Origin of the sequence: Bradyrhizobium sp. 192, assembly GCF_023100965.1 — a bacterium.
Taxonomy (GTDB): Bacteria; Pseudomonadota; Alphaproteobacteria; order Rhizobiales; family Xanthobacteraceae; genus Bradyrhizobium; species Bradyrhizobium symbiodeficiens.
Map to the genome: position 1 here is coordinate 5863066 of NZ_CP064690.1, position 13969 is coordinate 5877034.

Consider the following 13969-nt stretch of genomic DNA (forward strand, 5'->3'; position numbering starts at 1 on the left):
GGAATGAATTCATGGGCAACAGCGTAGGTCAGCGTGCATTTCAAAATGCCCGGCTTCAGAAACGGCAAAAAGCCGAAGTGCTGCCGCTGCTCGGGCACGCGCTCCAGCTCCACAAGATGGGGCTTCTCCCCGAGGCCCGGGCTGCCTATCGCCAAATCCTGCAGCTCGCGCCCAACCAATTCATGGCGCTGCACATGCTCGGCGCTCTGGAGTCCGATGCAAAGAATTATCAGCAAGCCGAAATCCTGCTGAGCCGAGCGGTCGCCGCGGATCCGCGATCTGCCGATGCTCATATGAGCCTGGGCATCGCGCTCAACGGGCTGCGGCGGCACGACGAGGCCTGCGCGAGCTATCGAAAGGCCCTCGCCTTGCGGCCCAACCACGCCGCAACCCTCTCCAATCTCGGTAACGCGAGCGTGGCCCTCGATCTTCACGAGGAGGCGCTCCACAGCTACGACAAGGCGATCGCACTGAACGCAAACCTTGCCGAAGCCCACAACGGCCGGGGTTGGGCGCTGTGCCGTCAGCGCAACTATGACGAGGCCCTCGCAAGCTTGAACCGCGCGTTGTCGATCAAGCCCGACTATGCCGCGGCGCTGGCGAACCGTGCCACTGCTCTACGGGAGCTTCAGCGATTTGACGAAGCGCTGGCAGACGGCAACCAGGCCATCACGCTCGCTCCCGATGACGCGAATGGCTGGCTCGCCCGGGCCAGTGTCCTGCTCCAGATCCAGCAGATTGCCCAGGCATCGCACGATTGCGAGCAGGCGCTCGCGATTGATCCCGATTCCATTCAAGCTCACCTGGTGCTGGGCCTTTGCCTTGCCGGACTTGGCCGGGTCGACGAAGCCCTCGCCAGTTTCGACAGAGCCCTCGACATCCAGCCCGACCTCCAGAGCGCGATCTCCAACAAGATCTTCACGCTCGATTTTGCGGGGGATGCCACCGTCGAACGGCATCAGCAGGCGCGCCGGGTGTGGTGGGAGCGTGTCGGCGCGAAAATCGCTTCAGAGGCGATGGCACCGCATGACAACAGCCGCGATCCGGATCGCCGCCTGGTGCTCGGCTATGTCTCGTCGGATTTCAACGCGCATTCGGCTGCGTTGATTTTCAAGCCGGTCCTTCAACACCACGACCGCACGCAGTTCGAGGTCGTGTGCTACGCTTGTTCGTCGAAAGTGGATGCGACGACCAGCGAATTTCAGGGGATCGCGGATCGCTGGCGCGACGCCTCGCAATGGACCGAAGATCGACTCGCCGCCGAGATCCGCGCCGACGGCATCGACATCCTGATCGATCTGTCCGGCCATACCAGAGGGAACCGTCTCGGCGTGTTTGCGCGCAAGCCGGCACCCATCCAGGTACATGGCTGGGGTCACGGCACCGGCACCGGGCTGCCGACGATCGATTACCTGATCTCGGACCCGGTCGCGATTCCCTTCGAGGTTCGGCATCTGTTTGCCGAGACCGTGGTCGACCTGCCGTGCTTCGTCACGCTGGCGTCGCTGCCGACCGAGATTCCGCGGGCGCCAACGCCGGCGATCTCGAACGGCTTCGTCACCTTCGGCGTCTTCAACCGCATCAGCAAGATTTCGGACGAGGCCGCGCAAGTCTGGTCCAGGATTCTCGAGCGGGTGCCGGGTTCGCGACTGCTGGTGAAGGATGTTGCGCTGGACGACCAGCTGGTCCGCGAGAACTTGCTGGCGCGGTTCGAGGCTTGCGGATTGCCGGCCGAACGCGTCGATCTGCTCGGCGCGACCTTGCGAAGCGACCATCTGGCATCGTTCAATCGCGTCGACATCTGCCTCGACCCCTTCCCGCAGAATGGCGGTGTCAGCACATGGGAAGCCTTGCAGATGGGCGTACCGGTGGTGGCGAAGCTCGGCAACAGCCTGCCCAGCCGTGCTGCTGGCTCCATTCTCACGGCGCTTGGCCTGCCGGACTGGGTCACGGACAGCCGTGAGGCGTACATCGAGATCGCAACCAGCCGAGGTTCTGCGATCAGCGAGCTCGATCGGTTGCGCCGCGAATTGCCCGACAAGATCCGGACCGCAGCCGCCAGCAACCCGGTCTCATACGGGCGAGCGGTCGACGACGCCTATCGCGCGATGTGGAGACGCTATTGCGGCGCCGGAGCCTGATCGCTGTCTCAATGCAGCCGGAACACGCCATCCACCGCGCGCAACTCGGCCGGCCTGATCAGCTTGGAGTGCGCGACGGTGACTGAATGGAGTGGACCGTCGAGCTTCTCCTGCCAGAAGGCCAGAAAATCCTTCAGGGCCGGGAATTTCGGAAACATGTCGTAGTTTTGCCAGACGTAGGTCTGAAGCAGCGAGGGATGATCCGGCATTCGATAGAGAATTTGCGCCGTCGTCAGCCCGTAACCCAGCACCTGTTTCCGGAAGTCGTCGGAAACAACCCCAACCCGCGAGACCATGCCAACCTCCTTTGCAGGAGCGCATTCAAAGGGTGGCTTGCCGGTACGCTGCTTACGAGTCACCCGGAGGAGATGCGCTCACATGAGAGAAATGTGACGCAAACTGACAACCCATCTCAAGCCCAAAAGTTTAACAAGCTGTTGAAATTCAATGCGTTAGCAGCAGATGCGGGACCGTGCTAATACGGTCACAAAGCTCGGTTAACGATGCCTAAGGGATTTGGCAGCCTGCTCTCTCGAGTGCTTATTTATCTGCTACAAGCCCTTGCTCCCGCAAAAATCCTGGCTTATCTGAGCAGTGCCTTGCTGGCACTCGCTAGCAGGGATTGCTAACAATCCAGAAACATCAACCCGAGCAATTGCTTAGGAGGACTGCATGAAATTCCGTCCGCTTCACGACCGCGTCGTGGTCAAGCGCATCGACGCAGAAGAGAAGACCGCTGGCGGCATCATCATTCCCGACACTGCCAAGGAAAAGCCTTCGCAGGGCGAAGTCGTCGCCGTCGGCCCTGGTGGCCGTGACGAAGCCGGCAAGCTGATCCCGATCGACCTCAAGGTCGGCGACCGCGTGCTGTTCGGCAAGTGGTCCGGCACCGAGGTCAAGATCGACAATGTCGACCTGCTGATCATGAAGGAAAGCGACATCATGGGCGTCCTCGACGTCCCCGCTTCCAAGAAGAAGGCGGCCTAAGAGCCCCTCTCTCACCCAGCCAAACACCTAAGGAAAAATCCAGATGGCAGCTAAAGAAGTCAAATTCGGCGTCGATGCACGCGACAAGATGCTGCGTGGCGTCGACATCCTCGCCAACGCCGTCAAGGTGACGCTCGGCCCGAAGGGCCGCAATGTCGTCCTCGACAAGTCGTTCGGCGCTCCCCGCATCACCAAGGACGGCGTCACCGTCGCCAAGGAGATCGAGCTCGACGACAAGTTCGAGAACATGGGCGCGCAGATGGTGCGCGAAGTCGCCTCCAAGTCCGCTGACGCGGCCGGCGACGGCACCACCACCGCGACCGTGCTGGCGCAGGCGATCGTGCGCGAAGGCGCCAAGTCGGTTGCCGCCGGCATGAACCCGATGGACCTTAAGCGCGGTATCGATATGGCGGTGGAAGCCGTCGTTGCGGACCTCGTCAAGAACTCCAAGAAGGTTACCTCGAACGACGAGATCGCCCAGGTCGGCACCATCTCGGCCAACGGTGACGCGGAGATCGGCAAGTTCCTCGCCGACGCCATGAAGAAGGTCGGCAACGAGGGTGTCATCACCGTCGAGGAAGCCAAGTCGCTCGAGACCGAGCTCGACGTCGTCGAGGGCATGCAGTTCGACCGCGGCTACATCTCGCCCTACTTCGTCACCAACGCCGACAAGATGCGCGTTGAGATGGACGACGCCTACATCCTCATCAACGAGAAGAAGCTCTCCTCGCTGAACGAGTTGCTCCCGCTGCTCGAGGCCGTGGTGCAGACCGGCAAGCCGCTGGTCATCGTCGCCGAGGACGTCGAAGGCGAAGCTCTCGCCACGCTCGTCGTGAACCGCCTCCGTGGCGGCCTGAAGGTCGCGGCCGTCAAGGCTCCGGGCTTCGGCGATCGCCGCAAGGCCATGCTGCAGGACATCGCGATCCTGACCGGCGGCCAGGCGATCTCGGAAGATCTCGGCATCAAGCTCGAGAACGTCACGCTCAACATGCTCGGTCGCGCCAAGAAGGTGATGATCGACAAGGAGAACACCACGATCGTCAACGGCGCCGGCAAGAAGGCCGACATCGAGGCGCGCGTGGCCCAAATCAAGGCGCAGATCGAGGAAACCACCTCGGACTACGACCGTGAGAAGCTCCAGGAGCGTCTTGCCAAGCTCGCTGGCGGCGTCGCGGTGATCCGCGTCGGCGGCGCGACCGAGGTCGAGGTCAAGGAGCGCAAGGATCGCGTTGATGACGCGATGCATGCGACCCGCGCGGCTGTCGAAGAAGGTATCGTCCCGGGCGGCGGCGTCGCCCTGCTCCGTGCTTCCGAGCAGCTCAAGGGCCTGCGCACCAAGAACGACGACCAGAAGACCGGCGTCGAGATCGTGCGCAAGGCGCTCTCCGCGCCCGCTCGCCAGATCGCGATCAACGCCGGTGAAGACGGCTCCGTGATCGTCGGCAAGGTCCTCGAGAACAAGACCTACGCCTACGGCTTCGACTCCCAGACCGGCGAATACGGCGATCTGGTCAAGAAGGGCATCATCGACCCGACCAAGGTGGTTCGCGCAGCGATCCAGAACGCAGCCTCGGTTGCGGCCCTGCTGATCACCACGGAAGCCATGGTCGCCGAGCTGCCCAAGAAGGGCGGCTCCGGCCCGGCGATGCCCCCCGGCGGGGGCATGGGCGGCATGGACTTCTAAGGTCCACGCACCCTCGAGACCTACGAAACCCCGGCAGCGATGCCGGGGTTTTTGTTTGAGGGGCGGTACACGCTAAGATGGTGGCAAGTTCGTCATTCCGGGGCGGCGCAAAGCGCGGATTCACGACGAAGTACGGCGTCGAGAAGCTCGTCTTGTTCGAGATCTACGACGATGCAGTTACCGCCATCGCCCGCGAGAAAGAACTCAAGAAGTGGCGCCGCGACTGGAAGACGCGGCTCATCGAGGAGCAGAACCCAGATTGGGATGATCTCTATCCTGGGATAGCCAACTAAGGCCTGTGGTTATGGATTCCGGGCTCGCGCCCAAAAGGGGCGCGCCCCGGAATGACGGTGGCCTTCACTCCACCTTCCCCATCCGCTCGAAGCGCGGCTCGCCGTCTTCATCGAGTGACCAGAAGATGCGCGTCACCTTGCCGACGAGGTGGTCCATCGGCACGAAACCGAACGCCGACATCATGCGGCTGTCGGTGGAATTGTCGCGGTTGTCGCCGAGCACGAAGAAGTGGCCCGGCGGCACCGTGAAGACATTGGTATTGTCGAGGTAACCGTTGTCGACGCAGTCGTGCGTCACGTAGCTCGCACCGTTCGGCAGCGTCTCGCGCCAGCGCTTGACCGTCGCGCCGTCGTCCACACCGCAGGCAGAACCGGCAAGCGTCTCGTTCAGTGCAACCCGCGTCACCGGCTTGTCGTTGAGCAAGAGCTGGCCCTGCCGCATCTGGATGCGGTCGCCGGGCAGGCCGACCACGCGCTTGACGTAGTCGGACGAATTGTCTTTCGCCGTCCGGAACACGACGATGTCACCGTATTCCGGATCGGCAGCAAAGACGCGGCTCGAGATCCAGGACGACGCGAACGGGACGGAATACCGGCCGTAGCCATAGGCATATTTCGCGGCGAAGACATAGTCGCCGACCATCAGCGTCGGCACCATCGAATTGGAGGGTATGCTGAACGGCTGATACAGGACGAAGCGAAACAGGATCAGCGGCGACCACAGCACCGGGACCAGCAGGATCAGGATGAGAATCGCCTTCCATTCCCGCGCTTGCGCCCTCGACGGCCGGATCGTTTGCGAAAGAGTGGTCATGCACTTGCCCTGATCGAGACCTGTCGCGAGATTACACAACCTTCGCGCGCGTGCAATCTCCGCTCTGATCTTGGTCGCAGGTCGCGCAGACTGCGTTCAATGCGAAGGCCCGAACGTCGGCAAACGTCAGCCGTGCGAAAGCTCCTTGAAGCAGTGCCTCACCCAGTCGATCGTCACGCGTGTCGCGGGATCGCGCTTGAGGTGGTTCTGCACCAAGAGCCAGACGTCGCGGCGCCTCGGCAGCAGCGTCGCGCGCAGGCTGCGGTCGGCGAGCAGGCCTTCGCAGCTGTGCTCGGGCAGCGCGCCGACGACCTGGTGCGACTGGATCATGGTCCTGATGATGCGGACATTGTCGGTGACGCAGCGCACGTTGGTCAGCCGCTTTGCCCGCAGGAATTGCTGCTCCGGAATCGTGTCGAGCTCGTCCGGATACACGCACGCGACCGGCTCGCTGCCGATGCGGTCGGCGGGCTCGAAGAAATACAGCCTGACATCGCCGAGCTTGGAGATGGTGAAGTCGCCCTTCTCCGGCTTGCGCAGGCGAATGGCGAGGTCGGCCTGCCAGCGCGAGAATTTGACGTTGCCGCTGGAGGTCAGGAATTGCAGGGTCACGCCGGGATGATCGCGCAGGAAGCTGCTCGCGTGCGGCGCCAGCAGCTCTTCAGCCACCGCATTGGTCGAGGCGATGCGCAGGCGGCCGACCGGGCCGGACTGGCTCTCCTTGATGCGGTCGATCGCCGCGACATGGGCGGCCATCGCGCCGACATGCTCGAGCACCGCCTCACAATGGCGCGTCGGCCGCCGCTGGCCATCCACGGCATCGAACAGCGGTACGCCGAGATCGCGCTGGATGCGCGCGAGGCGGCGGCCGACCGTGGTCTCGTCGATGCGCAGCCGCGCGCTGGCGCCGGCATAGGTGCCCTCGTCCCTCACGGCAGCGATGATGCGCAGATCGTCCCAGTTCATGGCGGCGAGCCTAGCAGGGCTTGCTGTCCCCTGCAATTCTGCAGCCACAAGCTGCATTAGTCCTGCACAATGGCAGGCCCTTGCTGCGCTAGTGTCGTGTCATCGATATGCCTGGAAGGCCTGACAAACATGATCGCTCCCAAGACCCTGCTCGAACTCTCCGGCGCCGATCTCAATCCGCCGAAGCTCAACGAGGCCTGCCTCGTGCTGATCGACCTTCAGAACGAATATTGCGCCGGCCCGCTGGCCCTGCCCGATGCGCAGCCCGCGATCGCCGCGGCGGCGCGCCTGCTCGCGCGGGCCCGGGAGAGCGGCGCTGCGATCATCCATGTCGCGCACAAGGGCCGCGCCGGTGGCCTGTTCGACCGCGAGGCCGCGCGCGGCGCGATCGTCGATCGCCTGACGCCGCTCGCAGGCGAGCCCATAATCGAAAAAGCGCTGCCGAACGCCTTTGCCGGCACCGATCTGCAAGCCCGGCTTGCCGCGGCCGGATGCAAGAACATCGTACTCGCCGGCTTCATGACCCACATGTGCATCTCCTCGACCGCCCGTGCCGCGCTCGACCTCGGCCTGCGCACGACGATCGCGGCCGATGCCTGTGCGACCCGCGACCTGCCGGATGGCCGCGGCGGCACGCTGGATGCCCGGACGATCCACGAGGTCGCACTGGCGGAGCTGTCGGATCGCTTCGCGATCATTGCGCAAGGCGAAGCGCTGGCCTGACGGAGCATAGGATGCTGCAACTCTATTTCTTTCCGATGGCCTGCTCGCTCTCGAGCCGCATCGCGCTGATGGAGGCCGGTATCGAGGCGCAGTATCACCTCGCCCATATCTGGACCAAAAGGATCGTGGACGACGGAAGCGATTTCCGCGGCGTGTCGCCGAAGGGCGCGGTGCCGGTTCTGGCGCTGGAGAAGGGCGAACGGCTGACCGAGAGCGCGGCGGTGCTGCAATACATCGCAGATGTGAAGCCGAAGACGGGCCTTGCGCCGGCGTTCGGCGATCCCGATCGCTATCGCTTGCAGGAATGGCTGAGCTTCGTCGGCGCCGAGATCCACAAGGCGTTCCTGTTTCCGACCTTCTGGTACAAGGACGACGGCTCGCTCGCCAAGCCGCGTGCGAGGATCACACAGACCTTGGCGGTGCCGGCAGCGCATCTGGCGGAGCGCGAATTCCTGGTCGTTGACAGCTTTACCGTCGCGGATGCGCATCTCACCTGGGCCTTGCTGCTGCTCCGTCCCGCGGGCGTCGACATCGCGCAATGGCCGTCTCTGTCGGCCTATCTCGCGCGCATGCAGGCGCGGCCGGCCGTGCGGAAGGCGGTCGCAACGGAGATGGCGCTGCGCAAAACCCTCGCGGCGTGACAAGGATGCCACGGCTGCCAAATTTAGAGGCGCGATCGCGAGGGCATTGAAGTCGGCGCGGCATGCGCTAATCTGACGGGATATTTTTCAATTTTTCCCGGACGGCTTTCATGCGCTTCTTTTTTAAAAGTCACCTGCCCGGATTCTGTTTGGCTCTCCTCGCCTATTGGCTTGGCCTTGATTCCGTCTTTGCGGACACGCGGGTCGCGCTTGTGATCGGCAACGGCGCCTACACCTCCACGGCTCAACTTCCCAATCCGTCACACGACGCCGAGGACGTCGCAAGCTCGCTCAAGCGCAGCGGTTTCGAGGTGATCCAGGGCATCGACCTGCGCCAGGCCGACATGCAGGACCTGACCATCCGCTTCGCGCGCGCCGCGAGCAGAGCTGACGTCGCCATATTCTATTACAGCGGCCATGCCATGCAGTACAACGGCGTGAACTATCTGATGCCTGTCGACGCCATGCTGACCGATGAGGCCGACCTCAAGCGCTTCGTGCGGGTCGACGACATCGTGAACGATCTGCAGCAGGCCAAGAACCTGCGCATCCTCGTGCTCGATTCCTGCCGCGACAATCCGCTGGCGGAAACTCTCAAACGTTCTGCGACGCGGGCCGCCTCGATCGGGCGTGGCCTGTCGAGGGTCGAGGCGCCACGCGGCACCATCGTGTCATTCTCGACGCAATCTGGCCAGGTCGCAGCCGACGGCGCTGGCCGCAACAGCCCGTACACGACGGCGTTCCTGAAACACATCGAGGAGCCGCAGGAAATCGGCGACGTCTTTCGCGACATCAGCAGCGACGTCTACGACGCGAGCGGCAAGACGCAGCTTCCGGAGCTATCGCTGTCGATCATCGGCAAGTTCTACCTGAACGGACCGGTGTCGGTCACGATCGCGCCCGGGGCTCCGCAAGCCGCGCCGCGGGCCGACCCTTGCGCGGCCGCGGAGGCGCATTGGAAGGCCGCGGACGGCATCGGCACCGTCGGCGCCTTCGAGGATCATCTGGCGCGATTTTCGAATTGCAGTTTTGCCAGTCTCGCCAGGGCGCGGATGGATGGCCTCAAGCAGAAGGTGGCAGCGGCCCCTGCGGCCGGCGAAAGCAGGACCTTTGACGGCAAGTGGGACGTGACCGTGAGCTGCGCCAGCTCCGGCAAGGCCATGGGCTATACCCGAGCCTTGTCGGCCACCATCGCCAATGGCCTATTTCATGCGGAGGATCGGGACCCGCGGACGAACAGCACGCTCGCGATCGATGGACAAATAGGAGCGGACGGGAAAACCACGCTGAGCGCGCGAGGCCTCACGGGTCCAAGCGCCTATACCGTCAACAACAGCGCTCCCGGCTCACCCTATGGCTACACGATCGACGCGCAGTTCGAGCGGAGCCGCGGCAGTGGCAAACGCAACGAATTGCGTCCGTGCAGCTTCACTTTCGTCAAGCGGTAGCCGGGCGCGCTTTGCGCCGCGCACCGGCCTCACTCCACCCGCGCCAGCACCGCGAGCTTGCGGATGCCCTTGTTGCGGTAGGCGTCGAGGAACGCGTAGTAATCCTTGAACGACACGCAGCCGTTGGAATCGCCGTTCGGCCCGAGCATGAAGGTGTGGGCAAGCAGGCCGTCGCGGCCGTAGATCGCGCTCTCGCCGCCGACCGGGGTCAGGCGCAACGCGGGCACACCGTGGAACAGCGCTTCACGCGGCTTCAGCGTGTAGATGTGCGGCGGCGTCACGCCGCGCATGCGCGTGCGCTGGGAGCGCGGATCGTCGAGATTGGAGCCGAGGCCGGAATGCGCTTCGAGCTTGGTGCCGTCGGGCAGATACACCGTCTTGGCAGTGATATCGTAGACCGCGGTGTCCCGCTCGTAGGGCGGCGCACCGCCGAACATCGGGTTCTGCTCCTTCGGCGCGATGGACGCGGTCACGCTGGCATCGGCCGAGGCATAGGCCAGCAGCCCGCCTGACGGCTCGCGCTTGCCCCAGAGTTTCTCGACCATCGACTGCCGCGGACCGGTGATCGACATCACCGCTGCCTTGGCGCGATCGGCGAACGACTTCTTGGCTTCGGGCGCCGGCACGATCTGCGCCGGATCGGCCGAGGCCAGCTGCATCTGGGCATCCGGAGTGCGCTTGGACTTGTCGGCAGCCTTGTCAGTCGCCTTCTCGGCCATCTTGGCCGGGGCCGACGGCTTCAGCGCTTCCGCGACCCTCGCGATCACGCTCTGCTTCGGCGCGTCTTTAGCCACGGCAACCTGGGTTGCCGGCGCCGCGCTGGCGGCGTTCGATGCCACGCCTTGGGTCGCAGCCGCAGCAAAGCGCTCGTTGAACATCTCACGCGAGATCGGGGCGGCGACCTGCAACCGGTCGGGCAGGAGCGCAAAAGCGTCCTTGATAGCGTCGCCGGCCTCGCGCAGCGCGACCTTGGGCGCACGCTTGAGCACCGGCGCGTCATAGCCGGTGCTGCCGACGGTCGGATAGACGCTCGCGCCAAAGACGTTGCTGTAGATGCTCCAGCCGGCGCCCATCACGACGCAGCCAATGGCCGCGGCGCCGAGCCAATTGGTCGTTGTCATTTTCCGGGAAGAATTCCGAAGAGAATTCTTAGACTTCCGTGCCGCGTTGCTCTGCGCAGCGATACTCGTACTCATTCGCCTTGCGTCCAGGACGGTGTCACTCAGTCCCCCTTCAAAGTGCCGCTGGTCACGATCCGGGAACAGCATTTCGCAGAGGGTCGGAGCGTCATTAAGGCGACTTTTAGTTAAATGCGGATTAAGTTCGGGCAGATGTGGGGCAACTCCCCAAGTCGTCCCATTTCGAGAAAAAAGCCCGCGGAACTACGGACTTAGTCGGGTCTGTTAACTATAATTCTCGGCAGGATCGGCGCAGCGAGCAGGCTCCTCCGGTCACCTCTCCAAGGCCACCCAACCAAGTCGTTTTCGTGGCCTTCGACACCCGGAAGATGGCGGGGAAGCGTTGCGCGAGGCTGGTGCATTGCCCTTCCCAACAGCGCGAGTGACACAAGCGAGGGAGGCAAGGTCACGCACATCACACAGCGCGTTCGGACGCTCACACTTGCGCCCCTGACCGAAAGTTGACCGCACCTCTCTGGAAAAGGCCGGGGCGAGAAAATAGCTGGTGGAGCGGCACTTTTCAGCAGCCTCTGCGTGTGATACGATACCGTATCAACATCGCCTTGAACTGTGCCGGGCATGCAAACGGAGGCTGGCATGAGAAGGTTCGCGCGCGCCGGATTTTTTGCTCTGGCATGGTCGTTGTTGATTGGAACGGTCGCGCAGCCTGCCAATGCAGCTTGCACATCGTCGGCCTCGGCCGCGGGCACGCAGACCTGGCGCTGCGACAACGGCATCACCATCGTCGCAGAAAACGGCGCCAGATTTGAACTAAAGGACGCCAACCGCGACGGACATATTGACTCCGTCGAGTTGAGCAGCAAAGCCCTGCTGGTCGAAGTGCCCAGGAAGCCGGGCGGCAATCCGTTCAAGGTGCTGACGCCGCAGGCGATTGCAGCGGTGCGCGGCACCAGATGGGCCGTCGATGTCGCTGAGGCCAAGACCTCCGTCTTCGTCGCCGACGGTCGTGTCGGCGTCAGCCGCAGGGCGCGTGGGCGCGGCGTCGTGCTGGGCCCCGGCGAAGGCGTCGACGTGGAAGCGACCGGCCCCTTGACGGTGAAGCAGTGGGGCCAGCCGCGCATCGACGCTCTCATGGCAAGACTTGGCCAATAACACTTGGTCAATAGGGCTTGGTCGATGAGACTTGGTCAATAGACCGCGGCCCGCAGGCCCCGAAGACAAAGAAGATTGCAGTACGACGTAATGACGAGACGCGTTCAAATCCTGGCGGCACTCGCCCTCACCGCGCTGTGGGGCGCGGGCATCTATGCCGCGCACGCAGGCGGCCATCTGCGCTTTCTCGACCGCCTGGAAGCAACGCTGACCGATTGGCGGACCCAGGTCCGCGGCGTGCAGCGTCCGCCCGATCTCGTCACCATCGTCGCGATCGACGATACCGTGGTGAAGCGCGGCGGCAGCTATCCGCTGCCGCGCGCCGATCTCGCCCGCGTCGTCGACACCATCGTGCAGTTCAAGCCGAAGGTCGTCGCGATCGATCTTCTGCTGGTCGACCGCAGCGCGGCGATCGGCGACGCCACGCTGGCCAACACGCTCGCCACCGGACCCATGGTGCTCGCCGCCGCGGCGATCTTCCCCTCCGCCAGCGAGACCGTGGAGGCCGGCAGCGCAGGTCCCCTCGCCCTGCTGCCGCAAGCCGAACGTTTCCTGCTGCCGCTGCCTGCGTTCGCCGATCACGCCGAGGTCGGCATCGTCAATGTCGCGACGGGACAATCGGGCTCGCCGCTCTCGGTGCCGATGCTGTTCCGGACCCGCGACAAAGTCGAACTGTCGTTCCCGTTGCGCGTCGCAACGCGCGCGCTCGACAAGCCGCTGACGATCGCGCCCGATCATCTCATGCTCGGCGACCGCACCGTGCCGACCGATACCGACTTCGCGCTGCCGATCACCTATTACGGCCCGCGCCGCACCATCCGCACCGTCAGCGCGCAGAGCGTCTTTGACGGCACGCTCAATCGCTCGGCGATCGAGAACCGGATCGTCGTGATCGGCGCCTCGGTCGCAGGCGGAGGCGATTTCTATCCCACACCGTTCGATTCCCTGATGCCCGGCGTCGAGGTCGTCTCGACCGCGATCACTCATCTGGTCGCCGGCGACGGCATCGTGCGCGACCACAGGGTCCGTATCGCCGACGCGTTTGCTGCGATCCTGCTGCCGATGCTGCTGGTCGGCTTGCTGGCGTGGCGGCGCAGCGCACTCGGCATCATGGCCGCAGCCACTGTGATGATCGCCTGGGCCGGTCTCAATGCGTTCGCGTTCACGCATGGCGTTTGGTTGAATGCGGCAACCACGCTCGCCGCCGCGGTGCCGCCGGTTGCGATCTTTGCCGGTGTGCAGCTGTGGGCCGGAGGCCGCCGAACGCAATATCTCGCCGCCAAGAGCAGGTCTCTCGCGCAATTCCAGGCACCGGCCGTGCAGGAATGGCTGGCGCGCGATCCGAACTTCCTGTCCAAACCGGTCCGGCAAGACGCCGCAATCGTCTTCATCGATCTCTCCGGTTTCACGTCGTTGAGCGAACGGATCGATCCGGATGCGCTTCAAGAAATCCTGCAGGCGTTTCACGCGCTGATCGACAAGGTCGCAGTCGCTTGCGGCGGCATGATCACCGGCTTTCTCGGCGACGGCGCCATGATCCTGTTCGGTCTGCCGGCTGCGATGCCCGATGATGCCGCGCGCGCGCTCAAATGCGCCATCGACCTGCATCGCGGCGTCGAACACTGGATTGCCTCGCTGCCGTCAGCGGTCGGCGGTCAGCTCGGCTTCAAGATCGGCGCGCATTTCGGCGAGATCGTCGCCTCCCGCCTCGGCGAAAGCCATCAGCACATCACCGCGACCGGCGACACCGTCAACGTCGCGAGCCGGCTGATGGAAGTCGCCGTCCAGAACGATGCACGGCTCGCCCTGAGCAATACGCTGCTGGATACGGCCGACTTCCACGGGGCTCCCGACGGCGTTCTGTCAGGCCCCCTGCTCGCCCGGATCCGTGGCCGCTCCGGCGTCGTGACCGTGTGGTTCTGGCGCGACCGGGACGGACCGAGCCAGGCCGCGGCCAGGGCCGAGATGATCGATTGAGGCC

General features: G+C 64.1%; 12 protein-coding genes and 1 pseudogene. 9 read left to right on the top strand and 4 right to left on the bottom strand.

What is annotated here, in order from left to right; genetic code table 11:
* Positions 1-11: 11 nt before the first annotated feature.
* Complete coding sequence (locus IVB24_RS27435; RefSeq protein WP_247769669.1) at positions 12-2141, top strand: tetratricopeptide repeat protein; 2130 nt, start codon at positions 12-14, stop codon at positions 2139-2141.
* A gap of 8 nt (positions 2142-2149) precedes the next feature.
* On the opposite strand, the gene IVB24_RS27440 is transcribed toward IVB24_RS27435, so the two are convergent.
* A complete protein-coding gene (locus IVB24_RS27440) occupies positions 2150-2437 on the bottom strand; it encodes an usg protein (protein WP_247769670.1) in 288 nt (95 codons plus the stop codon).
* A gap of 376 nt (positions 2438-2813) precedes the next feature.
* Here IVB24_RS27440 and IVB24_RS27445 point away from each other — a divergent pair, with 376 nt between their 5' ends.
* From IVB24_RS27445 to IVB24_RS27455, 3 genes and pseudogenes are all read left to right on the top strand, one after another.
* A complete protein-coding gene (locus IVB24_RS27445; protein WP_008139213.1) occupies positions 2814-3128 on the top strand; it encodes a co-chaperone GroES in 315 nt (104 codons plus the stop codon).
* 43 nt (positions 3129-3171) lie between these two features.
* The gene (groL, locus tag IVB24_RS27450; protein WP_140480352.1) at positions 3172-4812 is read left to right on the top strand and encodes a chaperonin GroEL; all 1641 of its coding nucleotides are present in this window, start codon (positions 3172-3174) and stop codon (positions 4810-4812) included.
* A gap of 116 nt (positions 4813-4928) precedes the next feature.
* Positions 4929-5105: pseudogene (locus tag IVB24_RS27455) on the top strand (GIY-YIG nuclease family protein); the annotation flags it as partial.
* A 64-nt stretch (positions 5106-5169) separates the two neighbouring features.
* Here the strand turns inward: IVB24_RS27455 and lepB are convergent.
* Together lepB and IVB24_RS27465 are read right to left on the bottom strand one after the other, a co-directional pair.
* Positions 5170-5919: a signal peptidase I gene (gene lepB, locus IVB24_RS27460; RefSeq protein ID WP_247769671.1), complete on the bottom strand. Its 750-nt coding sequence runs from the start codon at positions 5917-5919 to the stop codon at positions 5170-5172.
* A gap of 126 nt (positions 5920-6045) precedes the next feature.
* Positions 6046-6885 carry a LysR family transcriptional regulator gene (locus IVB24_RS27465; protein WP_247769672.1) on the bottom strand — a complete coding sequence of 280 codons (840 nt, stop codon included), beginning with the start codon at positions 6883-6885 and terminating at the stop codon, positions 6046-6048.
* A 129-nt stretch (positions 6886-7014) separates the two neighbouring features.
* On the opposite strand from IVB24_RS27465, the gene IVB24_RS27470 reads away from it, so the two are divergent.
* The 3 genes from IVB24_RS27470 to IVB24_RS27480 all read left to right on the top strand — a co-directional run bounded on the left by IVB24_RS27470 (position 7015) and on the right by IVB24_RS27480 (position 9697).
* On the top strand, positions 7015-7608 hold the full coding sequence (locus tag IVB24_RS27470; RefSeq protein ID WP_247769673.1) for a cysteine hydrolase family protein: 594 nt from the start codon (positions 7015-7017) through the stop codon (positions 7606-7608).
* Between the two features lie 11 nt (positions 7609-7619).
* A complete protein-coding gene (locus IVB24_RS27475) occupies positions 7620-8249 on the top strand; it encodes a glutathione binding-like protein (protein ID WP_247769674.1) in 630 nt (209 codons plus the stop codon).
* Positions 8250-8359: 110 nt separating this feature from the next.
* Positions 8360-9697: a caspase family protein gene (locus IVB24_RS27480; protein ID WP_247769675.1), complete on the top strand. Its 1338-nt coding sequence runs from the start codon at positions 8360-8362 to the stop codon at positions 9695-9697.
* Between the two features lie 29 nt (positions 9698-9726).
* Here IVB24_RS27480 and IVB24_RS27485 read toward each other — a convergent pair whose 3' ends face one another.
* Entirely contained in the window at positions 9727-10818 is a 1092-nt protein-coding gene (locus IVB24_RS27485; RefSeq protein WP_247769676.1) for a DUF2778 domain-containing protein, read from the bottom strand.
* 654 nt (positions 10819-11472) lie between these two features.
* Here IVB24_RS27485 and IVB24_RS27490 point away from each other — a divergent pair.
* Entirely contained in the window at positions 11473-11988 is a 516-nt protein-coding gene (locus tag IVB24_RS27490; protein ID WP_247769677.1) for a FecR domain-containing protein, read from the top strand.
* Between the two features lie 90 nt (positions 11989-12078).
* Positions 12079-13965, top strand: coding sequence for an adenylate/guanylate cyclase domain-containing protein (locus tag IVB24_RS27495; protein ID WP_247769678.1), 1887 nt, complete (start codon positions 12079-12081; stop codon positions 13963-13965).
* Positions 13966-13969 lie beyond the last annotated feature (4 nt).